Origin of the sequence: Mesorhizobium sp. CA6 (assembly GCF_020165035.1) — a bacterium.
Taxonomy (GTDB): Bacteria; Pseudomonadota; Alphaproteobacteria; order Rhizobiales; family Rhizobiaceae; genus Mesorhizobium.
In genome coordinates this window covers 89,921-114,683 of record NZ_JAIUHI010000014.1, presented here as the reverse complement: position 1 = coordinate 114,683, position 24,763 = coordinate 89,921, and the positions used below count along the sequence as shown (strand labels likewise).

Genomic DNA, 24,763 nt, shown 5'->3' with positions numbered 1-24,763 from the left:
AACGCGGGCGCCACGCTTCAAATCCTTGTTCGATCAATTCCGGCCGGAACCCCGTTGCACGAAATTGCTTTAGCAACTGCCTCTTAGCACCGTATTTCCGAACGCGCTTGCTGCTTTGCAAGCTGGCCCCACAAATAGCAGCTATGCAAGTCCAGCCGTCAGGACGCGGTCCTGGCGCCTATGACCTTGAGGGCGGGGCGTTTTCTGCGGCTCGGCACGCGGCCGGCGACCGGCGCATCGGCGCGGGCCTCGTCCTGCTCCTTCTCGGCGAACAGCCAGTCGATGAAGAGCTGGACGATCGGCGCCGAGCGCATCTCGTTGCGGCAGACGACGTAGAAATCGTCGACCGCCGGAACCGACAAACTGAAGGGCGCCACGAGCATGCCCCTGGCGAGCAAGGCGCGCGCGGTGACGGAATCGCCGAGCGCCACGCCATGACCGTGCACGGCGGCCTCCGTCGCCATGCGGGCATCGCCCAGACGGTGGCGGCGGCCGCGTTCCAGATCGAGCGCGTCGGCGGCGGCCAGCCAGATGTGCCATTCACGGCCATCGTCGCCATGCAGGAAGACGTGGTCGGCGAGGTCGCGGACGCTGCGGATCGGGCGGTTGTTGATCAGCGTCGGACTGACAACCGGAAACAGCTCCAGGCCGGACCACTTGCGTATCCAGCAGTCGCTCCAGCTGCCGTCGCCATAGTGCACGCAGACGTCGATGTCCGCGGCGCGGATGTCTTTGGGATCGTTGGACGGGATCAGCGTCAGCTGGATGTCCGGATATTGCGCCGTGAAGGAGCCGAGCCGCGGTGTCATCCAGAGCAAGAGCAGCGCCGGCACGCAGGAGACCGACAGCGCGCCGGCGCTTGCCGGTCGCGTCATGCGCTGGGTGGCGGCGGCGATGCCCTCGAAGGCCGCCGAGACCGCCGGCAGGAACTCCGCGCCATGCGGCGTCAGCTTCACGCGCTGCCCGCTGCGCTCGAAGAGCTTTACGCCCAGCGACTGCTCGAGTGCCTTGATCTGGTGGCTGACGGCGCCGTGCGTGACATTGAGCTCACCCGCCGCCTTGGTCAGCGAGGCGTGCCGCGCCGTGGCCTCGAAGGCGCGCAGAGGGTTCAGCGGCGGCAGGCGCTTGGCCATGAGGAGCTCCTCCCTTGTGAGATTTTCTCACAGCCAAGACCCTAACAATATCAATTGATTTTTCAAAGCGGCTGCCCGACACTTTTGCCCGGAACAGCTTCAAGAGACGTGGAATCCGCAACGCAGCGGCGGACAGCGATCCAGCCGGACAACAGGCTGGCTTGGCAAATCGCCCATACGGGCAGCGCTGCAGGCAGGCAGGAGGACCGGACATGGGTTACGATCGCGGCAAGCTCGAAGCGTTGCGCCGCAAATATGGCGAGAGCCATGGCGGCGAGATGTTCGACCCGAAATTCCGCAAGGTGGCCGACAAGATCTTCAACAAGTCGGGCACACGCCTCGCCCCCTATTCCGGCATCCCGACCTTCCTCGCCGCGCCCTATCGCGAGATCGCGGCCGACAATCCGGATTTTGGCGACCTGCAGGTGGCGATGATCGGCGTGCCGATGGATCTCGGCGTCACCAACCGTCCCGGCTCGCGCTTCGGGCCGCGCGCGTTGCGCGCCATCGAGCGCATCGGCCCCTACAATCATGTGCTGGAATGCGCGCCGACGCATGAGCTGCGCGTCGCCGATATCGGCGACACGCCGTTCCGCAGCCGCTACCGGCTGGAGATCAGCCACGAGGACATCGAAAAGCGGACCAATCAGATCGTCGACGCCGGCGTGCTGCCGCTCTCCGTCGGCGGCGATCATTCGATCAGCCATCCGATCCTGAAGGCGGTCGGCAAGAAGACCCCAGTCGGTATGATCCATATCGATGCCCATTGCGATACCAGCGGGCTGTTCGACATGACCAAATTCCACCATGGCGGTCCGTTCCGCAACGCGGTGCTGGACGGCGTGCTCGATCCATCGCGCACGATCCAGATCGGCATCCGCGGCTCGGCCGAATATCTGTGGGAATTCACCTACGAGTCCGGCATGACCGTCGTGCATGCCGAGGAGGTGACCGGCCTCGGCATCCCGGCCATCATCGAAAAGGCGCGCAAGATCGTCGGCGACGGCCCGACCTACATCTCCTTCGATGTCGACAGCATCGATCCGGCCTTCGCGCCCGGCACCGGCACGCCGGAAGTCGGCGGGCTGACGACGCGCGAGGTGCTCGAATTGCTGCGCGGGCTGAAGGGCCTCAACATCGTCGGCGGCGACGTGGTCGAGGTGGCGCCGCAATATGACGCGACCACCAACACCGCCCATGTCGGCGCGCAGGTCCTGTTCGAGATTCTGAGCCTGATGGTGTTCAGCCCAGCGATCAAGAAGGGCTGATGCCTCGCGCAATTCCAGACGGACGCTATGGCCAAGGCGCCAAGCCTAAACCGCGTCTTCCGGAATTGCTCTCCCAACACGACCGCCGCGCTGGAGCCGGCGGCCGGTTTCAACAACAAGCTTCCAGCAGGGGAATAACAATGTTACTTCGCAACGCACTGAAATCCGTAATCACAGCGGCGATGATACTCAGCGCCGCCGGCCTCGCCACGCAGGCGAAAGCCGACGCCGTCGACGACATCACCAAGGCCGGCGCCATCAATGTCGGCATCTTCTCCGACTTCCCGCCCTTCTCCTCGGCCAGCGCCGACATGAGCATCAAGGGCTATGACATCGACGTCGCGCAGGCGATCGCCGATTCACTCAAGGTGAAGCTCAACCTGGTCAGCGTCACCGGCCAGAACCGCATCCCTTATCTCACCGACAAGCGCGTCGATATATTGATGAGCGTCGGCTACTCCAAGGAGCGCGAGCAGGTGATCGATTTCGCCGCCGCCTACGCGCCCTACTACATCGCCGTCATCGGCCCGGCCGAGCTTGCCGTCAAAGGCAAGGAAGACCTTGCCGACAAGTCGGTCGCCGTCAATCGCGGCACGCTTGAGGATACCTCGCTGACCCAGGCGGCGCCGACTTCCGCCGACATCCGCCGCTTCGACAACTACAATTCCGTCATCCAGGCCTTCATCTCCGGCCAGACGCAGCTGATGGTGGTCGGCAACGATGTCGGCGCCCAGGTGCTGGCCAAGCAGGATGCGCTGAAGCCGGAGCAGAAATTCCAGCTGCTCACCTCGCCCTCGCATATCGGCCTCAACAAGAATGAAGACCGGCTGAAGAAGGCGGTGAACGACGCCGTCGCCAAGATGCTGGCCGACGGCAAGCTAGACGAGAGCTCGAAGGCCTGGCTGAAGACCCCGCTCAATCCGGACAACCTCAAGGATTGATCTCGAGAGCGGCCCAGCCATGACGAGCGCTGAGCCGCTCCGACTGTTCCAAAAAGGTCAATCGCCATGGGCTACAGCCTGGACTTCGGCTGGCTTGCGGGCGCCGTGGGCGCGATCACGCGCGGCGCGGCGACGACGATCCTTCTGATCGCCGTCACCACGCTGGCGGGCACGTTCCTCAGTATCCTGGGCGCGGCCGGCAAGAGAAACGGCCCGAAGCCGCTTCAGCTGGCGATCGGCATCTATGTCGAGGTGATGCGCAACACGCCATTCCTGGTGCAGCTGTTCTTCATCTTTTTCGGACTGCCCAGCCTAGGCGTCAGGCTCGACCCGATCCTGGCCGCGATGCTGGCGATGACGCTCAACATGGCGGCCTATACGATCGAGATCGTCGGCGCCGGGCTCGACGCCGTGCCACGCGGGCAGACGGAAGCCGCGCTGGCGCTCGGCCTCAGGCCCCGCCAGGTGTTCGTCAAGATCGTGCTGCCGCAGGCGCTGAAGGTGATCTATCCGGCGCTGACCAGCCAGATCGTCATCATGATGCTTGAATCGGCCGTGGTGTCGCAGATCGCGGTGCGCGAATTGACCTACGAGGCCGACATGCTGCAGGCGCGCACTTTTCGCGCCTTCGAGACCTATTTCGTGGTGACGATGGTGTATCTCGGCCTGTCTATGGGGCTGCGCCGGCTGCTGGTCGGCGGCGGCCGCCGTGTTCTGGGGGCGGGCGTGTCATGATCGAATTCACCTTCTGGGACATCGTCCGCAACCTGCTGCTCGCCGCGCGCTGGACGGTGCTGCTGTCGCTCGCCGCCTTCATCGGCGGCGCGCTGGTCGGGCTGGCGGTGCTGTTCTTTCGCATCGCCAAGAACAAATGGGTGAAGCGGATCGCGTCAGGCTATATCGCGCTCTTCCAAGGCACACCGCTCTTGATGCAGCTCTTTTTGATGTTCTTCGGCCTGCCGATGCTGGGGTTGCGCATCGAGCCATGGACGGCGGCGGCGCTCGGGCTGACCTTTTTCGCCAGCGCCTATCTGGCCGAGATCTGGCGCAGCGGCGTCGACGCGCTGCCGCGCGGCCAGTGGGACGCCGGCGCCAGCCTCGGGCTGCACTATCTGCAGGAGCTCAGGCTGATCATCCTGCCGCAGGCCTTCGCCATCACCCGCGCGCCGACCGTCGGCTTCCTGGTGCAGCTCATCAAATCGACGGCACTGACCTCGATCATCGGCTTCGAGGAACTGGTCAGGACCTCCAACGCGATCAACAACGCGACCTTCGAGCCGTTCAAGGTCTACGGGCTGGTGGCGCTGATCTTCTTCGTGATGTGCTTCCCGCTGACGCAATATGCACGGCGGCTGGAGCAACGCGCGGGGGCGCGCTGAGCCGACGAAGGCTGCCGACTGGACCCGCAGCCTTGTCGATCAATGCCCGAAGGCGAGCGCCGGCGCGATGCGGTCGCGCCTGAGCCAGCGCGCGAGCAGCAGCGCCGCCACCACGGCCAGTCCCGAGGCCAGGCCGATCCAGATGCCGACGCCGTTTAGGCCGAAATGGAAGGCGAGCAGCACGCCGAGCGGCAGGCCGACGCCCCAATAGCCGATCGCGGCGTAGATCATCGGCACCTTCGTGTCGTGCAGGCCGCGCAGCATGCCGGCCGCAACGGCCTGGGCGCCATCGAAAATCTGGAACAGCGCGGCGAAGGCAAGGAACGAGACGGCAAGCGTGATCACCCGGGCATTGGCGGGATCGGCAAGATCTATGAAGGCGCTGATCAGCGTGTGCGGCCAGAGAATCATCACCAATCCCATCAGCGCCATGAAGGACACGCCGATGACGAAGGCGGTCCAGCCGGCGCGCGATACGCCTTCCGGGTTGCCGGCGCCATGCGCCAGCCCGACCCGGACCGTGACCGCCTGGTTGAGACCGAGCGGCACCATGAAGGAGATCGAGGCGATCTGGATGGCGATGGCGTGGGCGGCCAGCGAATCCGCGTCGATCAGGCCCATCAGCAGGGCCGCTGCGTTGAAGATCGTCACCTCGAAGGCGAGGATGCCGGCGATCGGCAGGCCGAGCCTCAACAGGCCGCGGAAGCGCGGCCAGTCGGCGCGCCAGAAGCGGCCGAACAGACGGTAACGGCGAAACTTTTTCTCCTTGATCACCACGGCGGCGAGGCCGACGAACATCAGGGTGCTGGACAAAGTCGTGGCGAGGCCCGAGCCGGCGATGCCCATCGACCTGACGCCGAGATTGCCGAACATGAACACCCAGTTGAAGAAGGCGTTGCAGGCGACCGCGACGAAAACGATGATCAGCGCCCAGCCCGGCCGTTCCAGCGCCGAGATGAAGGAGCGCAGCACGATATAGCCATAGAAAGGCAGCACCGCCCATTGCAGCCAATGCAGATAGATGCCGGCCTCATGCGCGAGCTCCGGCTTCTGGCCCATGGCCAAAAGCACCGCTTCGCCATGCCAGAGAAAAATCCAGATCGGGATCGAGATGAGGATCGCCAGCCACAGGCCCTGGCGCACGGTGCGGCGCAGGTCGCGCACCGAATGGCGGCGACGTCCGAGCTCGGTCGCCAGCATCAGGCCGAGGCCGAAGATCAGCGGCATGAAATAGAGATTGGAGCCGAGCGCGCCGGCGGCGAGCGTATCGGGCCCGAGGCGGCCCATCATCATGACGTCGGTCGCGGTCATGGCGGTCTGGCCGAGATTGGTCAGCACCATCGGCCAGGCGAGCGCGATCGTTGCCCTGATTTCCTGACGCCAAAGGTTTTCCGGCGCGCGAGCGCCGGCTTCGATCGCAGACATTGTTCCGCTCTTTCAGAACACGGCGCGTCGGCCAAAGGGCCGGAAGCCGCACAACAATGGCGCAAAATGGCGCCATTTGCGTCGCCTTGTGAACGAAATGCGACATGTTGGCAAGGGACGAGGCCCGGCTGGCGATTGATCCAGGCGGAGCCGGGATTCCGCGACGCCTCTTTCATTTGCCGGCCGGGGGCTGCTACGGATGCCCTGGCATATGCAGCCGGCGCGCCATGCCGGGAGGAACGAATGCCGTTCAGGCGCAGAAAGAACACAGCCGCGATCCCGCGCACGGTACCTGCCTTCGAGCACATCGTGACCGAGGCCAGCGAGAGCTTCCTGTGGCGGCTGGACGATTATCCGTGGGAGCGCAATGTCTGGAATTTCCATCCCGAATACGAAATCCATCTCTTGCGGAAATCGTCCGGCGTCGTGCTGGTCGGCGACCATATCGGCGAGTTCGGACCGGGCTATCTAACCATCGTCGGCGGCGGGCTGCCGCATGACTGGGTGACGGCGGTGCAACCCGGCGAGCTCATCGAAGGCCGCGATATCGTGCTGCAATTCGATCCCGAACGGCTGCGCGGCTCCTCGGGGCTGCTGCCGGAGCTGCGCGAGCTGGAGCCGTTCCTGGAACGCTCGCTGCGCGGCATGGTCTTCCATGGCCAGACGGCGCTCGACGGCGCCGAGCTGATGGAACGAATGGGCGAGGTGCATGGGCTGGCGAGGTTCCGCATGTTCCTCGAACTGCTGGACCTTCTGGCCACCACCCAGGAATACGAGCTTCTGTCGTCGCCGGATTTTTCTCCGCTTCTCGACGCGGAATCGCTGGATATTATCCAGCGCTCGCTGACCTATCTGTTCCAGCACTTTGCCGAGGATCTGAAGCTGCCGGAGGTGGCGGCGTTGGCCGGGATGAGCGAAAGCACTTTCTCGCGCTTCTTCCAGAAGAACACCGGCAACTCGTTCAGCGACCACGTCGCCAAGCTCAGGCTCTGGCAGGCCTGCAAGCTGCTCGCCGACACCGAGATCCCGATCACCGACATCTGCTTCCAGGTCGGCTATATGAACATCTCGAACTTCAACCGCGCCTTCCTGCGCAAGCACAAGATGACGCCGTCATCCTACCGCAAGCTGTCGCGGCAGCGGCTGACGCTGCGGGCCTGATTTCGCCACCTAGCTTTTTGTTTCATCGCAATTCCGGACGGAAAACCGCTGCACACTTTTCCTGGAATTGCTCTAATCGTACTGATACTCGTGTGACGAGCAGACTCTGCCGGCGCCGTTTTTTGCGCCGCACAATGCATAAAAGTACAGGTCTGCTGCAACGGGGCTTCTAGTCTCGCCCCTTCCAACTCCTCATTTTGGCGGCGGGTCGCAGTCATGCGGGCGACGGTGAGGGTCGCTTAGCCCGCGGACTTGCTTGTTCCTGGAGGAGAAACATCAATGAAATCAAACCGGCTCGCTGCCAGCCTCGGTGCAGCTTTCGTGCTTACCGCTTCCGTTTCAACCGCAGCACTGGCGCAAGCGCCGGTCTGCTCGGCGCCGGTCAAGGTGCTGGCGCAGCCGCGCGACGGGCTGACGCTTCTGGAGGACTCCAAGGACGAGTTCAAGAAGCTGTCCGGCGCCTCGTTCCAGATCGACTATCTCAACGAGAACGACCGCCGCGCCAAGTCGCGCGCCGACGCCTCGACCGTCGGCAACTACAATGTCTACTATGTCGACGAGGCGAACGTCGCGCTGTTCGCTTCCTCGGGCTGGATCGCGCCGCTGACCGATTATTATCCGGCTGAATACGATTTCGCCGATTTCGATCCGGGCCGCCAGAAGGTCGCCACCTATGACGGCAAGGTCTGGTTCGCGCCGCTGACCGGCGGCGGCGACCTGATGGTCTACCGCAAGGACGTGCTGGAGGCCGCCGGCATCCAGCCGCCCAAGACGCTGGACGAGCTGATCGCCGACGTGCCGAAGCTGACCAATGCCGACAAGGGCATGTACGGCATCGCGCTGCGCGGCGCACGCGGCTCGGGCGCCAATGTCTGGCGCTGGATGCCGTTCTTCAAGGCCTATGGCGGCAAGTGGTTCGACGGCGACAAGCCGGCTTTCAATTCGGACGCCGCCGTGAAGGCGACCGAGGCTTATTTGAAGCTGTTCAAGGACTCGGCCCCCGGCACGCAGACCGGCAGCTGGGACGAATCGACCGGCGCCTTCCTCTCCGGCCAGGTCGCCATCCTCGTCGAATCGACGCCGCTGTCGGGCATGGCGGTGGACCCGAAGACCTCGCAGGTGGTCGGCAAGGTCGGCTTCCTGCCGCCGCCTTCGCCGCTGCCGGGCGGCGGCTATGGGCATGGGCTTGCCATCGGCACCAAGGCCAATGCGGATGACGCAGCAAAGAAATGCGCCGGCCTGTTCATCGCCTGGGCGACCTCGAAGGAGAATGAGAAGCGCCGGCTCGATGCGCATCAGTTCGGCGAGCTCAACCGCACTAGCGTTCTCTCCAGCAAGGAATTCGCCGACATATACGGCGCCGACCTCGGCAAGGCGCTGGCCGACACCGGCAAGGTGACGGCGGTGAACTTCTGGCAGGATCCGCGCTGGCCGGATCTCGGCGACCGCTGGGGCATCATCCTGGAAGAGCTGGTCACGGGCACCCGCACCGACATCAAGGGCGGCCTCAACGAGCTCGAGGCCTACGCCAATGAACTGGTGAAGAAGAAGTAATCCTCCCGCCTGCGGCGCGCGATCCACGGCATTCGAAGGAATGCCGGGATCCGTGCGCCGCGGGACCTTCACCAGACAGCAGTAAAAAATCCGAGGAGGCCATGCGCCGACGTTCTTCCCTGCCGGTCACATTTCTGGTTCCTACTCTCGCCATCCTTCTGGTGCTGTCGATGGTGCCGACGCTCTACGCCATCGTGATCGCCTTGCAGAACCGCGAGTTGAGCACGACCGGTTACTCCTGGGTCTGGTTCTCGAACTTCGCCGATCTCTTCCTCGACCGCCGTTTCCTCAACGCCGTCTGGGTTTCGGTGAAATGGGAGATCGTCACCGTGGTAGCGACGATGGTGGTGGCGATCGGGCTGGGTGTGCTGATGTTCGAGGTCGCCGGCCCACGCCTGCGCAATTTCTATTGCCTTTTGTTCATCATCCCGGTGCTTTTGCCGCGCGTCTCGGCCGCCTTCGTCTGGAAGTTCGCCTATCATCCGCTCTACGGCATCGCCACCTATCCCTACCGGCTGATCACCGGCGGGCTGATCTTCGATCCGCTGTCGAAGCCCGCCACCGCATTGTTCGCCGTCGCTTCGGTGGACGTCTGGCAATGGGGGCTGTTCTTCGCCGTCATCGTGCTGAAGCTGCTTGAAACCTTGCCGCCGCAGCCGATCGAGGCGGCCAGGCTCGACCACGCCAGGCGTTGGCAAATCCACGCCTATGTCACCTTGCCGATGCTGAAGGCGCCGCTGATCAGCCTGATGTTCGTCAAGATGATCGAGTCGCTGCGCTCCTTCGACCTGATCTATGTGATGACGCGCGGCGGGCCCGGCGTCGCGACCGAAACGCTCGACATGTACGCCTTCTCGCAAGGCTTCATCGAGTCCGGCAAGGTCTCCTACGCATCGGCCATGGCGGTGCTGATGATGATCGCGACGGTCATCACCTTCACCATGCTGTGGAAGCGGGTGCAGGCATGAAGCCATATCCGATAAGACCGGGCCGTCTGGTCGCCAAGGCCATCCTGGCGCTGGCCGGGTTCCTGGCCGTGTTCCCGCTTCTGTGGACGGCGCTCAACGCACTGAAGAACAATGTCGACATCATCACGCGGGTGCCGAAGGTGATCTTCACGCCGACGCTCGCCAACATCGGCTACATCCTCGGCCGCGACAGCGTGCTGACCGGGCTCTACAACTCGGTCGTCGCCTGCGGTTCGGCGGTGCTGATCGGCGTCGTGCTCGGCCTGCCGGCGGCCTATGCGGTGGCGCGCTATCCCAACCGCTTCGCCGGCGACATCCAGTTCTTCGTCTTGTCGCTGCGCTTCCTGCCGCCGGTGGCGGTGGCGATCCCGCTGATGGTGATCTGGCTGCAGGTTGGCCTCTACGACACTTTGCCGGCGCTGATCGTCACCTATTCGCTGCTGACCATATCGGTGATCATGTGGCTCGCCATTCCCGCCTTCCAGGGCGTGCCGAAAGAGATTGAGGAGGCGGCCTTCGTCGACGGCTACGGCGCCTATTCGGTGTTCTGGCGGATCGCGCTTCCCGTCGCGGCGCGCTCGCTGATCGGCGCCATCGCCTTCAGCTTCGTGCTGGTCTGGAACGAGTTCCTGATTGCGCTGATGCTGTCGAGCTCCAACGCCAAGACGCTGCCGATCGTGGCTTCCGAGCTCTCCCAGCAAGGCATGAACGTGCCCTGGGGAATCCTCAACGCCTCGGTCGTGCTTCTGTCGCTGCCGCCGCTTTTGTTCCTCGGCGTTTTGAGCGGCTTCCTGAATTCCGTTTTCCGGCAAAAGAAAAGTTGATGCGAGGATAACCCGATGCGGGCACTGGTGCTTGAGAAAAAAGGCGAACTGTCGCTGCGCGAGATCGCGCTGCCGCAAGACGTCGGACCGGACGATGTCAGGATCGCCATCCACACGGTCGGGGTCTGCGGCAGCGACGTGCATTACTACACGCATGGCGCCATCGGCAGCTACATAGTTCGCGAGCCCATGGTGCTCGGCCATGAGGCTTCGGGAACCATCGTCGAGGTCGGCGCCAATGTCACGAATCTCAAGGTCGGCGACCGCGTCTGCATGGAGCCAGGCGTGCCGAACCTTTCATCGCGCGCGACCAAGCTCGGCATCTACAATGTCGACCCGGACGTCCGCTTCTGGGCAACGCCGCCGGTGCATGGCGTTCTCGCGCCCTACGCCGTCCATCCGGCGGCCTTTACCTACAAGCTGCCGGACAATGTCTCCTTCGCCGAGGGCGCGATGGTCGAGCCCTTCGCCATCGGCATGCAGGCGGCAGCGCGCGCGCGCATCGTGCCCGGCGATGTCGCCGTCGTCGTCGGCTGCGGCCCGATCGGCATCATGATCGCGCTCGCCGCGCTGGCGGGCGGCTGCTCCAAAGTGCTGATCTCGGACTTTTCCGCGCCGAAGCTTGCGGTCGCTGCCCAGTATCCCGGCATCGTGCCGGTCGATATCGGCAAGCAATCGCTGGTCGACGCCGTCGCGGCGGCCACCGACAATTGGGGCGCCGACATCGTGTTCGAGGCGAGCGGCAGCCCGAAGGCCTTCACCAACCTGTTCGACGTGGTGCGGCCGGGCGGCGCGGTGGTGCTGGTCGGGTTGCCGGTGGAGGCGGTCGAGCTCAACGTGCCGGCGGCGATTTCCAAGGAAGTGCGCATCGAGACCGTGTTCCGCTATGCCAACATCTTCGACCGCGCCCTGCAGTTGATCGCCTCAGGCAAGGTCGACCTCAAGCCGCTGATCACCGGCACCTATGATTTCTCCGAGAGCATCAAGGCGTTCGAGCGCGCGGCGCTGGGCAAGCCGCAGGACGTCAAGCTGCAGATCCTGCTGACCGGGGAGAAGGGATAAGGCATGTCCGCGATCGTTTGCTCCCATGTCGACAAGGCCTATGGCGCCACGACCGTCATCCGCGACCTCAACCTCGCGATCGAGGAACATGAATTCGTCGTGTTCCTCGGTCCGTCCGGCTGCGGCAAGTCCACGCTTCTTCGGATGCTGGCCGGGCTAGAGGATATCAGCGGCGGCGAGGTGTCGATCGGCGGCAAGGTGGTGAACGATCTCGAGCCCGGCGATCGCGGCATCGCCATGGTGTTCCAGAATTATGCGCTCTATCCGCATATGACGATCTTCGACAACATCGCCTTCGGATTGAAGCGGCAGAAGGTGCCGGCGAACGAGATCAGGAAGCGGGTCGAGGCGGTCTCGAAGACGCTCGGGCTGGAGCCCTATCTCGGCCGCAAGCCTACAGAGCTTTCCGGCGGTCAGCAGCAGCGCGTGGCGATCGCGCGCGCCATGATCAAGACGCCGAAAGTGTTCCTATTCGACGAGCCGCTCTCCAACCTCGACGCCAAGCTGCGCAACCATATGCGCGTCGAGATCGCCAGGCTGCACCAATCGCTGAAGACAACCACCGTATATGTCACGCATGACCAGCTCGAGGCGATGACGCTGGCCCACCGCATCGTGTTGTTGAAGGATGGCGTGATCGAGCAGATCGGCTCGCCGGCGGAGATCTATCGCCGCCCGGGCAATCTGTTCGTGGCCGGCTTCATCGGCACGCCGAACATGAATTTCATCGAGGCCATGGTCGGCCGGAAGGGGGATGACTGGACGCTGATGGGCGCGGGGACGGTGCTGTCGCTGCAAGGCGGCGACTTCGACCTGCGGCATGGCGATCGCGTGGTGCTCGGCATCCGGCCTCCGGATCTGAAGACGGCGCAAGCCGGCACGGCAAACCTTTTGCAAGGCACCGCCGATCTCATCGAGTTCCACGGCAATGACGCGCTGGTGACGTTCGGCTCGGGCGGCAAGGAGATCAGCGCGCTGGTGCCGGCGCGCGAATGCCCAGAGTTACGCGCGCCCGTGCGCTACAGCTTCGACGAGGAAAGCATTCACTTGTTTGACGCCGAGACCGGCAAGTCGTTGCGCAAGCAGTAGAGCAATTCCGCCCGGAATTGCCTGGGGGATGCACACATTTCCAAGTGGCTGGTCTATGGCGATAGCGTGCATTGGAGCTTGGCGCATGCATTGGCTAATGTAGCGCTGGTCGACCCCCACTCCGTCTCGGCTTCGCCGAGCCACCTCTCCCCCGTTCGACGGGGTAGAGGAAAGGCGCCAAGCTTTCAACGCTCGTCCAGCAAGGCTCCCTTCCTTTCCCTCCGGAGGGGGAAAGGTGGCGCTGCGAAGCAGCGACGGATTGGGGGAACCACGCGGCAATCAAGCCTCGGCCTGATCCGTCACGCCAGTCACAGAAGATGTGTGCATGGCGTAGCCGGAATTGCGTTGATGGAAGCTACCCGATCGCGTCGAGCGCCTGCCGCTGGCGGTGCATTTCGAGGAAGATGCGGTAGTCGCGGTCGAAGCGGGCGCCGGCTTCCTTGTTGGGGGCGCGCGTCCTGCCGCCCTGCTGCATGGCGACACAGGCCGCGTTGAGGTCAGGGTAGATCCCGGCGGCGGTCGCCGCCACCATGCCGGTGCCGAGCAGCACCGCCTCGTCGGCCAGCGGCTCGACCACCGTGCAGCCGGTGGCGTCGGCATAAAGCTCCATCAGAAGCGGGTTCTTGGTGTGGCCGCCGGTGACATGCAGCGTGTCGATCAGGTAGCCGTTCTCGTTCAGCGCTTCCAGCACATGGCGCACGCCGAGCGCGATGCCGACGGCAGTGCGCCAGTAGAGCTTGCATAGGCTGTCGAAGGAGGAATCGAGCGTCAGGCCGCTGATGACGCCGACCGCGTGCGGGTCGGCGAGCGGCGAACGATTGCCGTGGAAATCCGGCAGCACATGCAGCCTTGCCGCCAGCGCGTCGCCATCCTCGGCGCGCAGCTCGGCGACGCGCCGAGCGATCTTCATATGCATGGCCGCGTCCGGCTCGCCGCCGGCGCCATGCCAGCGGATGATGTGGTCGAGCAGCGCGCCGGTGGCCGACTGGCCGCCTTCCGACAGCCACAGCCTCGGCAATGCCGCGCCGTAATACGGTCCCCACACCCCGGCAAAGGGCTGCGGGTCTTGCGACATCGCCATGACGCAGGACGATGTGCCGGCGATCAGCGCCAAATGCCGGCTGATGTTCCTCTCGTCGCCGGCAAAACCGCCCAAAACGCCGAGCGCGCCGGCATAGGCATCGATGACGCCGGCGCCCACCCGGCATTTTTCGGTGAGGCCGAGCTCGGCCGCGGCATTCGCCGTCAGCGGACCGATATCGGTGCCGACCGGGCTTGCCTTTTCCGGCAGATTGCCGTGCTCGAACAGGTCGCCGAGGCCGACCAGCTCGAAGAAATCACGCCGCCAGCTTTTTTCCTCATGCGCGAGATAGGTCCATTTCGCCGTCAGCGTGCATTGCGAGCGGGCGAGCGAGCCCGATGCCTTCCAGGTCAGGAAATCGGCAAGATCGAATAGATAGCCAGCTTCATTCCATGTCTTCGGCAGATGACGCTTCAGCCACATCAGCTTCGGCGTTTCCATCTCCGGCGACATAACACCGCCGATATAATCGAGCACGGCGTGGCCGCTCGTCGTGCATTCATCGGCCTCGGCGATGGCGCGGTGGTCGAGCCAGACCATCGTGTCCCAGCGCTTCTCGCCCGTGACCGATACGCTGATCTGGCCGCCCTGCCTGTCGCGCGCGACCAGCGAGCAGGTCGCGTCGAAAGAGATGCCGGCGATATCGCCGGCGGCGACGCCGGATTTTTGGAGCGCGGACCGCACGGATTTGCACACCGCCGACCAGATATCTTCCGAATCGTGCTCGGCATGATCGGGCTTGGGCTGATGCATGGCGATCGGATGATCGGCGCGGCCGAGCAGGTTGCCGCGCACGTCGAGAATGCCCGCGCGGGCGCTCCCGGTGCCGACATCGACCGCGCAAACGAAACTCTTGATCAAGATGCTTTTTCTCTCGCTCCCAGGCCTGCAATCAAATCGGGCAATTGCAGCATGTCAGCGAATATAAAGTCCGGCTCCGTCGACGCAAGCCGCGCCTTGAGGGCGGGATTGGAAGCATGCGAGCCGCCGGTGAAGGCAAAGACGCGCATACCCGCCGCGCGGGCGGCGGCAACGCCGGCCGGGCTGTCCTCGATGACCAGACAATTGCGAGGACGCGCCTGCATGCTTGCCGCGGCATGAAGGAAAAGGTCGGGCGCGGGCTTGCCGCGTTCGACCATGCTGGCGCTGAACAGATGCGGCTCCAGCAGGGGGAGCAGGCCGGTGACGTCGAGCGCGTAGCGGATGCGTTCCAGCGTGCCGGACGAGGCGACACAGAAGGGCCGGCCGAGCTTCGGCAGCAGTTCCTTGACGCCGGGGATCGGCTTCAATTCCTCGCGGAATTTGCGCATCAGGTCGACGCGCATGGCAGTCAAATGCCGGTCGCCGATCTCGAGCCCGAAATCGCGGCCGAGGATCTCGCGCACGCTCTTCATGCTCTTGCCCAGGAAATGTTCGTAGGCGGCATCCTCGCTCACCGTGCCGCCGGCGAGTTCGATCATGCCAAGCAGCGCCGAGACCGAAAGCGCCTCACTATCGACCAGCACGCCGTCACAGTCGAAGATGACCAGTTCGGGCATCATGCTGTTGGTTCCGGTGCTTTCAGAGCTTTCCGGCGAGGTAACGCGTCAGGGTTTCGCGCGCGCCGTGCGCCCACAGGACCTTCAAGGCGTGGGCGAAGGCCTCGGCGAAGACGGACGAACGGCCGACATCGCCATAGATGTCCTCCATCGCCAGCCAGGCCTTTGGATCGTCTTTGGCCGCCTTCGCGGTCGCCTGCATGCGGTCCCAGCTCGGGTCGTTCGGCTCGATGACGGCGCCGCTGTCGGTGGTTCCGAAGCAGTAGCGGCACCACAGCGCCGATTCCAGCGCCAGGCCGGCGACGCCCTCGCCCGCCGTCAGTCGGTCGGCGATCGTCGGGATGATGAATTTCGGCTGACGGTTGGAGCCGTCGAGGCAAAGCCGTCGGATGGTGTCGCCGATCTTGGGATTGGAGAAGCGCCGCTCTATGAGCTGGTAATAGTCCTCCAGATCCGTATCCGGCACCGGCGGCACGGTCGGGATGATCTCGTCATGCTCGAGCTTCGACAGAAATGCGCGCACCAGCGGCTCCTGCATGGCTTCATGCACGAAATGGATGTCCATCAGGCCGGCTGGATAAGCGATCGTGGCGTGACCGCCATTGAGGATGCGGATCTTCATCAGCTCGTATGGCGATACATCCTTGACGAATTGCACGCCGACCTTTTCCAACGCCGGGCGGCCGGAGGTGAAATGGTCCTCCAGCACCCATTGCTTGAACGGCTCGCAGAACACCGGCCAATTGTCCTCCAGCCCGAAATCGTCGGCGAGGATCTTGCGCTCGCGGTCGGTGGTGGCAGGGGTGATGCGATCGACCATGCCATTCGGGAAGGCGACCTTGTCCTCCACCCATTTGGCGAGGTCCTCGTCGATCAGCCGCGCAAGGCCGATGACGCCGTCGGAGGTGACGTGGCCGTTATGGGGGATGTTGTCGCAGGACATGACGGTGAACGGCACGATGCCGTCGGTGCGCCGGCGCAGCAGACCGGCCAGGATGATGCCGAACACGGTCTTGGGCACAGCACCCGGCTGTGCGTCGGCGACGATATCGGGATGGGCCGGGTTGAACTTGCCGGAGGCCGGGTCGATGAAATAGCCGCCCTCGGTGATGGTCAGCGACACGATCTTGATCGCTGGATCGGCAAGCCGCTCGATGATCGCAGCCGCGTCGCCGGGCATCAGGAAATCGATCATGGCGCCGGTGACGCGGGCGCTCATATGACCCTGGTCCTGCTCGACCACAGTGGTCAGCCAGTCCTGTTCCTGCAGCTTGGCGCGACCGATCTTCTCGCCTTCGAACACGCCGGCGCCGATCAGCGCCCAGTCATGGGCCTCGCCGGTGCCGAACAGGTCGTCGAGATAGACCGCCTGATGCGAGCGATGGAAGTTGCCGACGCCGAAATGGACGATGCCCGCCTTCAGGACAGAGCGGTCATATTTCGGGCCGGCGACCTTGGCCGGCAGCATGGCGAGGTTCGAGGAAGAGAGTCTTACGGTCATCTCATTTACCCTTTGGCCGATCTGCAGCCCGACTGTTCCGCCTCCTTCGGATGGCGAGGATGAGGGGCAACACCCGGTATTCCAGTATGCTGCCCCTCACCTGCCCCATGGCGTCTTCTCCGGAGGAAAGAAGAGAAGCGCCTCCCCTCAACTCATCCACTGGCCGCCGTCGACATTGTAGGTCTGGGCGACAATGTATTCGGCCTCGTCACTGGCGAGGAACACGGCCATGCCGGCGAGATCTTCCGGCTTGCCCATGCGACCGTAAGGCACGCCTTCGCCGACCAGCCGCTTCTTCTCGCCCTTGGGCCGGTTCTCATATTTTGCGAAGAGCGCATCGACCTGGTCCCACATGTCGCTGTCGACGACACCCGGCGCGATGCCGTTGACGTTGATGCGATGCTTGATCAGGTCGAGCCCGGCCGATTGGGTGAGCGAGATGACGGCGGCCTTGGTGGCGCAGTAGACCGCGACCAGCGGCTCGCCGCGGCGACCGGCCTGGCTCGCCATGTTGATGATCCTGCCGCCTTTGCCACGCGCGATCATCGAACGGGCAGCCGCCTGCAGCATGAACAGCGTGCCGGCGACATTGACCGCGAACAGTTTTTCGTAGCTCGCCCTCGTTATCTCGACGATCGGCGCGAGGTCGAAGATCGCCGCGTTGTTGATCAGCACGTCAAGGCCGCCGGTCCTGGCCTCGACCGCTTTCACCGCCGCCTCGATCGAGGACTGGTCCGTGACGTCGAGTCGGACTGCGTAGGCGGCGGAACCGATCGCTTTCGCCGTTGCTTCCGCCGCTTCCAGGTCGATGTCGGCAATCGCCACCGTCGCGCCTTCGCGCGCATAGGCCTCGGCGAAGGCCTTGCCGATGCCGCGCGCCGATCCGGTGATCAGCGCCGATTTGCCTTTCAGCCTCACTGCACCAGTGCCTTGCCGTCGGCGCCGAAGCGATGGAGCTTGGTCTTGTCGGGGGTCAGGTAGACGGTGTCGCCATGCTTGACCGCGACCTCGCCGTCGGCGCGGACATTGATGGTGCCGACGCCGTCCGCCTGGACATGGAGGAAAGTGTCGGAACCGAGATGCTCCGCAACGCCGACCGTCGCCTTCCAGTCGCCGGCCGAGGTCGAGATGTTGAGATGCTCGGGCCGGATGCCGATGGTCTTGGCGCCATATTTCTCCGCCGGCGCGCCTTCGATCATGTTCATCTTGGGCGAGCCGATAAAGCCCGCGACGAAGAGGTTCTTCGGCGTCTTGTAGAGCTCCATCGGCGAGCCGACCTGCTCGATGTTGCCGGCATTGAGCACGACGATCTTGTCGGCCATGGTCATGGCTTCGACCTGGTCGTGGGTGACGTAGATCATCGTCGTCTTCAACTGATGATGCAGCTCGCTGATCTCAAGCCGCATGGTGCCGCGAAGCGCGGCGTCGAGGTTGGACAGCGGCTCGTCGAATAGGAACGCTGAAGGCTGGCGCACGATGGCGCGGCCGATGGCGACGCGCTGGCGCTGGCCGCCGGACAACTGGCCTGGGCGGCGCTCGAGATAGTTGGTGAGGTTCAAGATGCGCGCGGCGTCCTTCACCTTCTTGTCGATGGTCGCCTGGTCTTCGCCGGCCATCTTCAGCGGAAAGGCGATGTTCTTGGCAACCGTCATATGCGGATAGAGCGCGTAGGACTGGAACACCATGGCAAGCTTGCGCTTGGCCGGCGCCTCGCGGGTTACATCGCGTCCATCGATGCTGATGGCGCCGCCGCTGGTGTCTTCGAGCCCGGCGATCAGCCTGAGCAGCGTGGACTTGCCGCAACCCGAGGGGCCGACGAACACCACGAACTCGCCGTCCTCGATGTTGAGGTCGATGTTCGGAATGATCGTCGTCGACCCGAAGGACTTGGAGACGTTCTTGAGCGCGATGTTTCCCATGGTTTCCTCCCGGGGATGGTCTTCGTCGTCCGCCGCTTGGGCGTTGCTACTTCACGGCGCCAAAGGTGAGGCCGCGCACCAGCTGCTTCTGGCTGAACCAGCCCATGATCAGGATCGGCGCGATCGCCAGCGTCGAGGCCGCCGACAGCTTTGCCCAGAACAGGCCTTGCGGACTGGAGAAGGAGCTGATGAAGGCCGTCAGCGGCGCGGCATTGGTGGTGGTGAGCCGGATGGTCCAGAACGCCTCGTTCCAGGCCAGGATGATGTTCAAGAGCATGGTCGAGGCGATGCCGGGAACCGCCATCGGCGTCAGCACATAGATGATCTCGTTCCACAGCGAGGCGCCGTCCATCCGCGCCGCTTCCAGGATCTCGCCCGGGATTTCGCGGAAATAGGTGTAGAGCATCCAGACCACGATCGGCAGGTTGATCAGCATCAGCATGACGGTGAGGCCGACGCGGCTGTCGAGCAGGCCGGTGTCGCGGAAGATCAGGTAGATCGGGAACAGCACCGCGACGGCCGGCATCATCTTGGTGGACAGCATCCACATCAGGATGTCCTTGGTGCGCTTGGTCGGTGAGAACGCCATCGACCAGGCTGCCGGAACCGCAATCAGGATCGCAAGCAGCGTCGAGCCGACCGACAGGATCACCGAGTTCAGGAAGAACTTGAAATAGCCGCTCTGCGCCTGCACCTCGGCATAGCTCTCCATGGTGCCGGACGGGATCAGTGCAAAGCCCTGGATCGCCTCCTGCTCGGACTTGAACGAGGTGATGATCGTATAAAGGATCGGAAAGAAGATCAGCAAGGCGACGATCCAGGCCGCGGCCGTGGCGATGGTCTTGTGCTGGGTGGTGACTGCGCGTGCCATGATCAGGTCCTCCCGTATCGGCGATGTTGGCAGCAGGGTCGACCCCCACTCCGGTTTGCTGCGCAAACCACCTCTCCCCCGATCGACGGGGTAGAGGAAGGGCGCGGCTTCGATGCAGGCGTTTCCTCTCCCCCGGGCAGGGGGAGAGGTGTCCCGCGCAGCGGGACGGAGTGGGGGTGGTTCAGCGCAAGCGGCATCGTCTCCCCCTACTTGTCCAGGTTCTTGCCGACGGCGCGCATGGCGAAGAAGGCAACGATGTTGGCGAGAATGACGGCGATCACGCCGCCAGCGGACGCCTGACCGATTTTGAACTCCAGGAGCGCCTTCTGGTAGACGAGGAAGGGCAGGTTGGTGGAGGCATAGCCCGGGCCGCCATTGGTGGTGACCAGGATCTCGGCATAGACCGACAGCAGGAAGATCGTCTGGATCAGGATGACGACGGTGATGGCGCGCGACATATGCGGCAGCGTCAGATAGATGAACCGGCTAATAAAGCCGGCGCCGTCCATCTCGGCCGCTTCCTTCTGCTCGCCGTCGAGCGATTGCAGCGAAGTCAGCAGGATCAGCGTGGCGAAGGGCAGCCACTGCCAGGCGACGATGAGGATGATAGCGGTCAGCGGATGCTGGCCGAACCAGTCGATCGGCTCGGCGCCGAAAAAGCGCGCTATATCGGCAAAGACGCCGTATTGCGGATGCATGATCATGTTCTTCCAGACCAGCGCCGCGACCGGCGGCATGACGAAGAACGGCGAGATGACCAGGATGCGCACGATGCCCTGGCCCCAGATCGGCTGGTCGAGCAACAACGCCAAAAGGATGCCCCCGACCACGGTGATGACCAGCACGCTGACAACGATGATGAGCGTGTTGAGGATCGAGGAGAGGAAGGCCGGGTTGGAATAGAACAGCGCGTAGTTCGAGAAGCCGACAAAGCCGTTACGGATCGGGTTCAGCGGATTGTATTGCTGGAACGAGAACCACAGCGTGAACAGCAGCGGCACGATCATCCAGACGAACAGCAGGATTACCGAGGGCGCCATCATGAAACGGGCAAGCGAACGGGTTTGCTGAGTAGCCATGACGGTCACCCTCCCAAGGTCAGCCGGATTTTCAGAGTCGTGCCAGAATTTTCCCGATTTTGAAGGGTGGCCGCCCGAACTGGGTTTCGGGCGGCCCCTTGCCGGTCATGATGCGCTACCGGCGTTCGGCACCGGGAGGAGCCTTACTTGATGTAGCCGCCTTCGGTCATCGCCGCGGTGGCGGCGTCCTGAGCCTGCTTCAGCGCGTCGTCGACGCTCGACTGGCCGGCAAGGGCTGCCGAGAAGAGCTGGCCGACGGTGGTGCCGAGGCCCTGGAATTCAGGGATGGCGACGAACTGCACGCCGACATAGGGCACCGGCTTGACGGTCGGATGCGTCGGGTCGGCGGCATTGATGGAGTCCAGCGTCATCTTCGCGAAGGGCGCCGCCTTCTGGTACTCCGGATTGGCGTAGAGCGAGGAGCGCGTTCCAGGCGGAACGTTGGCCCAGCCCTCCTTCGAGGCGACGAGCTCGAGATAGTGCTTCGAGGTCGCCCATGAAACGAATTTCTCGGCGGCGTCGGCTTTCTGGGTGCCGGCGGGGATGGCGAGCGACCATGCCCACAGCCAGTTGCCGCGCTTGCCGAGGCCGTTGTCGGGCGCTAGCGCATAGCCGACCTTGTCCGCAACCTTCGAGGCCTTCGGATCGGAGACGAAGGACGCCGCGACCGTGGCGTCGATCCACATGCCGCACTTGCCCTGCTGGAAGAGCGCCAGGTTCTCGTTGAAGCCGTTGGAGGAAGCGCCTTCCGGACCGTCGGCTTTCATCAGGTCGACATAGAACTGCAGCGTGTTCTTCCATTCGGGCTGATCGAATTGCGGCTTCCAGTTCTCGTCGAACCAGCGGGCGCCGAAGGAATTCGACATGGCGGTGAGGAAAGCCATGTTCTCGCCCCAGCCGGCCTTGCCGCGCAGGCACACGCCGTTCACGCCGTTGGCGCGGTCGGTCATCTTGTCGGCGGCCTGCTTGATGAAGTCCCAGGTCGGCGCGTCGGGCATCTTCAAGCCCGCTTTCTCCATCAGGTCCTTACGGTACATGACGAAGGAGCTCTCGCCGTAGAAGGGCGCGGCATAGAGCTTGCCGTCGACCGAAAGGCCGCCGGCGATGGCCGGGATGATGTCCTTGACGTCGTAGTCGTCGCCGAGCTTGTCGAGCGGCAGGAGCCAGCTCTGCTTTGCCCAGATCGGAACCTCATAGGTGCCGATGGTCATGACGTCGTACTGGCCGCCCTTGGTGGCGATATCGGTCGTGACGCGCTCGCGCAGCACGTTCTCTTCAAGCGTCACCCAGTTGAGCTGGATGTCGGGGTTGGCCTTGGTGAAGTCGTCCGTCAGCTTCTGCATGCGGACCATGTCGCCATTGTTGACGGTGGCGATGGTGATGGATTCGGCATTCGCGGCGAAAGCGAGGGCGCTGGCCGACAACAGGCCCAGGGTGAGCGTGCGAAGTTTCATCAAATTCCTCCCATAAACCAAGATGAGCATTTGCCTTGGTTCTGGGCAATTACTCACCTGGCGTGAATTATGTCAACCCTGAATCTGTGCTGCAGCGCAGCAGAAACGACGCCGCACGACCCGGTCGGGCGACGCGCCGGTATCCTAGGGAGGAGGAACGTCAGGGCGATTGGCTTACGGGCAGGCGATCTCGGCCAGGAGCCAGTCGCGGAAGGCGCGGATCTTCGGCACGTTGCGGCGCGCCGTCGGATAGACCAGCCAATAGGCATGGCCGTCATCGCCGACGAGGTCGAATGGCTGGATCAGGCGGCCGTCGGCGATCTCGTTCTTGAACAACGACCTGGTCAGGATCGCAACGCCATGGCCGGCCATGGCCGCGTTCGCTTCATAGGCCTGCGCGCCCATGCTGGAGCCCGGCCGTTTGGCGAGGTCGTGCCCGGTCACGCCGGCGGCCTCGAACCATTGCATCCACCAGATGTCACCAGGGTCGAGGATCGGCAGGCGCAACAGGTCCGCCGGCTCCCTGACGCCGCCGATGCTCGCCGCGAGCTTCGGGCTCAGCATCGGCGTGAAATCGGCGTCGAGCAGCTTATGCGCCTCCAGGCCCGGCCATTTGCCGGCGCCGGAGCGGATGGCGAGATCGACATCCTCGCGCGCGAAATCGGTCAGGCGGCTCGACGTGTCGAGCCCCACGGCAAGTGCCGGATGCGCGAGCTGGAACGCGCCCAGATGCTGCGCCAGCCAGTTCGAGGCAAAGGTCAGCACGGTGGTGATGCAGAGCAGGCCGTCGGCGCCACCGCGCGCCGCGGCATAGGCCTGACCCAGGATAGCGAAGGCTTCGCTGACGGCGGGCGCCAGGCGCTGGCCGGGCTCGGTCAACTCGATCTGTCGTGGACGGCGCAGGAACAGCGGCGCGCCGATGCGCTCCTCGAGCAGCTTGATCTGGTAGCTCGCAGCCGCCTGGGTCATGCCCAGCTCCTGCGCGGCCTTGGTGAAGGACAGGTGCCTGGCCACCGCCTCGAACACTCGGATCGCCTGCAGCGGCGGCAGGGGCGCAAGCTGCGGAGAGCTGAGATCGGGCATAAGACCTCCTTATGGGTCATGATCGAGGTTTGATTGGAAGCACGAACCGGCCAGACCGATATTTGGGGTCGACGATCAATCCAGTTCAAGCATTGCGAAGGCTGACGATCATGGTCACGGTTCAGGAAAAGCTCGTTTCCACCCCGGCACAAGGCTGGTTTTTCACGCTCCTGCGGGAATTTGCAAGGTTTTCGGGCCGCAGGCGCGGTTATCTCGATGTCCGGGAATTTTCCGAGCATCTGCAGCGCGACATGGGTTTTCTCGACGGCAACGATCCGCGCGGCCGCTCGCAATAGCCGGCACTTTTTTATGGGCAATCAGCCGGCAAGCAGTGCTTCGGCCGTGCGTTCGTCGGTGATGAGGCCGTTGACCAGCCGGCGGTTGACGGCGGCCAGGATGCCCGCCAGCTTGCGTTCGCCCATGGCCAGAGCGATGACCAGCGACCTTTCCCGCGACGGCAGCGCGGCGGAAGACACGCGGTCGTTGGTGATGCCTTCGATCATGCGGCCTTCGCGGTCGTACACCCAGCCGACGATCTCGGCGATACCGCCTGCCTTCTGCAGCGCCTTCAACTCGTTTTCGGAAATGAAGCCGTCCTCGTAGAGCGGGGCCTTGGGCCCGAGATCGCCGATGCCGACGAAGGTGACATCGGCCTCGGCCGCCAGCGCCAATGTAGGCTGGATCATCGGCTGGTTGAGCAGCATCTCGCGCTCTTCCGGCGAGGACGCAATGACCGGCAGCGGCATCGGGAACGACCGCGCCTTGACGCGGTCGGCCATGGTGAAGATGACGTTGTAGAAGGCGGCCGAGCCATCGGGCGAGATGTTGCCGGTCAAGGACACGACCTTGTGCTGCGGGCAGTCCATCGGCGGCAGTTGCTCGATCGCCGCCTTCAGCGTGCGCCCGGTGCCGATCGCCATGACGATGGGAGCCTCGGAGCGCAGCCGGCGTTCGATCTCGGCCGCGGCCGCCTCCGCGATGCCGATCGTCGTCGAGCTCGACGTCGGGTCGCTCGGCACCACTTCGACAAGGTCGAGCGCGAAGCGCGACTTAAGCCGCGCGGCGAGGTCCAGGCAGTTTGCGATCGGATGATCGACCCGCACCTTGATCAGGCCCTCCGACATGGCGAGCGATACCAGCCGCTGCGCCGTCTGCCTGGAGATGCCCAGTTTGGCGGCGATCTGGTCCTGCGTGTTGCCGGCAACATAATAAAGCCAGCCGGCGCGCGCGGCGTCGTCCAACCTGGTGCTGCCGATTTCCTGTCGCGAATTCACGTCTCGCCTCCCAGCCCGCAGAATGCTGAAACGGGCGCCATAGCTTACAGCGATTGCGCCGACGCGCAATTGTCTATCGAAAGAGCAATTGCTTGGCAGTTTTCCTGATCCCCAAGGATCAATCCGCCGCTTGCCCAACCATTTGCCGGCGGGACGGTT

The 24,763-nt window shown here is 63.9% G+C and carries 23 protein-coding genes; 11 read left to right on the top strand and 12 right to left on the bottom strand.

The features are described 5' to 3' along the window. Positions 1 to 158: 158 nt before the first annotated feature. Complete coding sequence (gene gcvA, locus LB526_RS21355; protein WP_224629659.1) at positions 159 to 1,133, bottom strand: transcriptional regulator GcvA; 975 nt, start codon at positions 1,131 to 1,133, stop codon at positions 159 to 161. Between the two features lie 212 nt (positions 1,134 to 1,345). Between gcvA and speB the strand changes: the two genes are divergently transcribed. From speB to LB526_RS21335, 4 genes are all read left to right on the top strand, one after another. Further along, a complete protein-coding gene (gene speB, locus LB526_RS21350; protein ID WP_224531636.1) occupies positions 1,346 to 2,401 on the top strand; it encodes an agmatinase in 1,056 nt (351 codons plus the stop codon). A gap of 140 nt (positions 2,402 to 2,541) precedes the next feature. Next, positions 2,542 to 3,342, top strand: a complete 801-nt coding sequence (locus LB526_RS21345; RefSeq protein WP_224629657.1) for a transporter substrate-binding domain-containing protein — start codon at positions 2,542 to 2,544, stop codon at positions 3,340 to 3,342. 66 nt (positions 3,343 to 3,408) lie between these two features. Beyond that, positions 3,409 to 4,077, top strand: coding sequence for an amino acid ABC transporter permease (locus LB526_RS21340; protein WP_224629656.1), 669 nt, complete (start codon positions 3,409 to 3,411; stop codon positions 4,075 to 4,077). Next, positions 4,074 to 4,721, top strand: coding sequence for an amino acid ABC transporter permease (locus LB526_RS21335; protein ID WP_224629654.1), 648 nt, complete (start codon positions 4,074 to 4,076; stop codon positions 4,719 to 4,721). The genes LB526_RS21340 and LB526_RS21335 overlap by 4 nt, the downstream gene beginning before the upstream one ends. Positions 4,722 to 4,760: 39 nt before the next feature. On the opposite strand, the gene LB526_RS21330 is transcribed toward LB526_RS21335, so the two are convergent. Continuing rightward, complete coding sequence (locus LB526_RS21330) at positions 4,761 to 6,146, bottom strand: MATE family efflux transporter (RefSeq protein WP_224629653.1); 1,386 nt, start codon at positions 6,144 to 6,146, stop codon at positions 4,761 to 4,763. Between the two features lie 243 nt (positions 6,147 to 6,389). Between LB526_RS21330 and LB526_RS21325 the strand changes: the two genes are divergently transcribed. The 6 genes from LB526_RS21325 (at position 6,390) to LB526_RS21300 (ending at position 12,804) form a co-directional block, all read left to right on the top strand. Continuing rightward, entirely contained in the window at positions 6,390 to 7,307 is a 918-nt protein-coding gene (locus LB526_RS21325) for an AraC family transcriptional regulator (RefSeq protein WP_224604499.1), read from the top strand. Positions 7,308 to 7,586: 279 nt separating this feature from the next. Then, positions 7,587 to 8,861, top strand: a complete 1,275-nt coding sequence (locus LB526_RS21320; RefSeq protein ID WP_224629651.1) for an ABC transporter substrate-binding protein — start codon at positions 7,587 to 7,589, stop codon at positions 8,859 to 8,861. A gap of 101 nt (positions 8,862 to 8,962) precedes the next feature. Next, on the top strand, positions 8,963 to 9,829 hold the full coding sequence (locus LB526_RS21315) for a carbohydrate ABC transporter permease (RefSeq protein ID WP_224629649.1): 867 nt from the start codon (positions 8,963 to 8,965) through the stop codon (positions 9,827 to 9,829). A gap of 11 nt (positions 9,830 to 9,840) precedes the next feature. After that, the gene (locus LB526_RS21310; RefSeq protein ID WP_411967933.1) at positions 9,841 to 10,653 is read left to right on the top strand and encodes a carbohydrate ABC transporter permease; all 813 of its coding nucleotides are present in this window, start codon (positions 9,841 to 9,843) and stop codon (positions 10,651 to 10,653) included. A 15-nt stretch (positions 10,654 to 10,668) separates the two neighbouring features. Then, positions 10,669 to 11,715, top strand: coding sequence for an NAD(P)-dependent alcohol dehydrogenase (locus LB526_RS21305; RefSeq protein ID WP_224629643.1), 1,047 nt, complete (start codon positions 10,669 to 10,671; stop codon positions 11,713 to 11,715). A 3-nt stretch (positions 11,716 to 11,718) separates the two neighbouring features. Continuing rightward, a complete protein-coding gene (locus tag LB526_RS21300) occupies positions 11,719 to 12,804 on the top strand; it encodes an ABC transporter ATP-binding protein (RefSeq protein WP_224629641.1) in 1,086 nt (361 codons plus the stop codon). 355 nt (positions 12,805 to 13,159) lie between these two features. Here the strand turns inward: LB526_RS21300 and LB526_RS21295 are convergent, their stop codons facing one another. The 9 genes from LB526_RS21295 to LB526_RS21255 all read right to left on the bottom strand — a co-directional run bounded on the left by LB526_RS21295 (position 13,160) and on the right by LB526_RS21255 (position 23,330). After that, positions 13,160 to 14,746 (bottom strand): FGGY-family carbohydrate kinase, encoded by a 1,587-nt coding sequence (locus tag LB526_RS21295; RefSeq protein ID WP_224629640.1) that lies wholly within the window; start codon positions 14,744 to 14,746, stop codon positions 13,160 to 13,162. Then, complete coding sequence (locus LB526_RS21290) at positions 14,743 to 15,426, bottom strand: HAD family hydrolase (RefSeq protein WP_224629638.1); 684 nt, start codon at positions 15,424 to 15,426, stop codon at positions 14,743 to 14,745. The genes LB526_RS21295 and LB526_RS21290 overlap by 4 nt, the downstream gene beginning before the upstream one ends. A gap of 19 nt (positions 15,427 to 15,445) precedes the next feature. Beyond that, the gene (locus LB526_RS21285) at positions 15,446 to 16,924 is read right to left on the bottom strand and encodes a mannitol dehydrogenase family protein (protein WP_224629636.1); all 1,479 of its coding nucleotides are present in this window, start codon (positions 16,922 to 16,924) and stop codon (positions 15,446 to 15,448) included. Positions 16,925 to 17,071: 147 nt separating this feature from the next. Beyond that, complete coding sequence (locus LB526_RS21280; RefSeq protein ID WP_224629635.1) at positions 17,072 to 17,842, bottom strand: L-iditol 2-dehydrogenase; 771 nt, start codon at positions 17,840 to 17,842, stop codon at positions 17,072 to 17,074. Then, positions 17,839 to 18,843, bottom strand: a complete 1,005-nt coding sequence (locus tag LB526_RS21275; protein ID WP_224629634.1) for an ABC transporter ATP-binding protein — start codon at positions 18,841 to 18,843, stop codon at positions 17,839 to 17,841. The genes LB526_RS21280 and LB526_RS21275 overlap by 4 nt, the downstream gene beginning before the upstream one ends. 46 nt (positions 18,844 to 18,889) lie before the next feature. Further along, on the bottom strand, positions 18,890 to 19,714 hold the full coding sequence (locus LB526_RS21270) for a carbohydrate ABC transporter permease (RefSeq protein ID WP_095768104.1): 825 nt from the start codon (positions 19,712 to 19,714) through the stop codon (positions 18,890 to 18,892). Positions 19,715 to 19,920: 206 nt separating this feature from the next. Next, positions 19,921 to 20,793: a carbohydrate ABC transporter permease gene (locus LB526_RS21265; RefSeq protein ID WP_095768103.1), complete on the bottom strand. Its 873-nt coding sequence runs from the start codon at positions 20,791 to 20,793 to the stop codon at positions 19,921 to 19,923. A gap of 143 nt (positions 20,794 to 20,936) precedes the next feature. Next, a complete protein-coding gene (locus LB526_RS21260; protein WP_224525737.1) occupies positions 20,937 to 22,247 on the bottom strand; it encodes an ABC transporter substrate-binding protein in 1,311 nt (436 codons plus the stop codon). 174 nt (positions 22,248 to 22,421) lie between these two features. Continuing rightward, positions 22,422 to 23,330: a LysR substrate-binding domain-containing protein gene (locus LB526_RS21255; protein WP_224629632.1), complete on the bottom strand. Its 909-nt coding sequence runs from the start codon at positions 23,328 to 23,330 to the stop codon at positions 22,422 to 22,424. A 62-nt stretch (positions 23,331 to 23,392) separates the two neighbouring features. Here LB526_RS21255 and LB526_RS21250 point away from each other — a divergent pair, with 62 nt between their 5' ends. Then, the gene (locus LB526_RS21250) at positions 23,393 to 23,626 is read left to right on the top strand and encodes a hypothetical protein (RefSeq protein ID WP_224629626.1); all 234 of its coding nucleotides are present in this window, start codon (positions 23,393 to 23,395) and stop codon (positions 23,624 to 23,626) included. Between the two features lie 21 nt (positions 23,627 to 23,647). Here the strand turns inward: LB526_RS21250 and LB526_RS21245 are convergent, their stop codons facing one another. Beyond that, complete coding sequence (locus LB526_RS21245; protein WP_095768100.1) at positions 23,648 to 24,604, bottom strand: sugar-binding transcriptional regulator; 957 nt, start codon at positions 24,602 to 24,604, stop codon at positions 23,648 to 23,650. Positions 24,605 to 24,763 lie beyond the last annotated feature (159 nt).

Bases quoted from the DNA above. Each gene is read 5' to 3' on its own strand.
- LB526_RS21325 (WP_224604499.1), top strand. From the start codon at position 6,390: ATGCCGTTCAGGCGCAGAAAGAACACAGCCGCGATCCCGCGCACGGTA.
- gcvA (WP_224629659.1), bottom strand. From the start codon at position 1,133: ATGGCCAAGCGCCTGCCGCCGCTGAACCCTCTGCGCGCCTTCGAGGCC.
- LB526_RS21265 (WP_095768103.1), bottom strand. From the start codon at position 20,793: ATGGCTACTCAGCAAACCCGTTCGCTTGCCCGTTTCATGATGGCGCCC.
- LB526_RS21270 (WP_095768104.1), bottom strand. From the start codon at position 19,714: ATGGCACGCGCAGTCACCACCCAGCACAAGACCATCGCCACGGCCGCG.
- LB526_RS21285 (WP_224629636.1), bottom strand. From the start codon at position 16,924: ATGACCGTAAGACTCTCTTCCTCGAACCTCGCCATGCTGCCGGCCAAG.
- LB526_RS21260 (WP_224525737.1), bottom strand. From the start codon at position 22,247: ATGAAACTTCGCACGCTCACCCTGGGCCTGTTGTCGGCCAGCGCCCTC.
- LB526_RS21320 (WP_224629651.1), top strand. From the start codon at position 7,587: ATGAAATCAAACCGGCTCGCTGCCAGCCTCGGTGCAGCTTTCGTGCTT.
- LB526_RS21315 (WP_224629649.1), top strand. From the start codon at position 8,963: ATGCGCCGACGTTCTTCCCTGCCGGTCACATTTCTGGTTCCTACTCTC.
- speB (WP_224531636.1), top strand. From the start codon at position 1,346: ATGGGTTACGATCGCGGCAAGCTCGAAGCGTTGCGCCGCAAATATGGC.
- LB526_RS21330 (WP_224629653.1), bottom strand. From the start codon at position 6,146: ATGTCTGCGATCGAAGCCGGCGCTCGCGCGCCGGAAAACCTTTGGCGT.
- LB526_RS21255 (WP_224629632.1), bottom strand. From the start codon at position 23,330: ATGCCCGATCTCAGCTCTCCGCAGCTTGCGCCCCTGCCGCCGCTGCAG.
- LB526_RS21290 (WP_224629638.1), bottom strand. From the start codon at position 15,426: ATGATGCCCGAACTGGTCATCTTCGACTGTGACGGCGTGCTGGTCGAT.
- LB526_RS21275 (WP_224629634.1), bottom strand. From the start codon at position 18,843: ATGGGAAACATCGCGCTCAAGAACGTCTCCAAGTCCTTCGGGTCGACG.
- LB526_RS21340 (WP_224629656.1), top strand. From the start codon at position 3,409: ATGGGCTACAGCCTGGACTTCGGCTGGCTTGCGGGCGCCGTGGGCGCG.
- LB526_RS21300 (WP_224629641.1), top strand. From the start codon at position 11,719: ATGTCCGCGATCGTTTGCTCCCATGTCGACAAGGCCTATGGCGCCACG.
- LB526_RS21335 (WP_224629654.1), top strand. From the start codon at position 4,074: ATGATCGAATTCACCTTCTGGGACATCGTCCGCAACCTGCTGCTCGCC.
- LB526_RS21305 (WP_224629643.1), top strand. From the start codon at position 10,669: ATGCGGGCACTGGTGCTTGAGAAAAAAGGCGAACTGTCGCTGCGCGAG.
- LB526_RS21345 (WP_224629657.1), top strand. From the start codon at position 2,542: ATGTTACTTCGCAACGCACTGAAATCCGTAATCACAGCGGCGATGATA.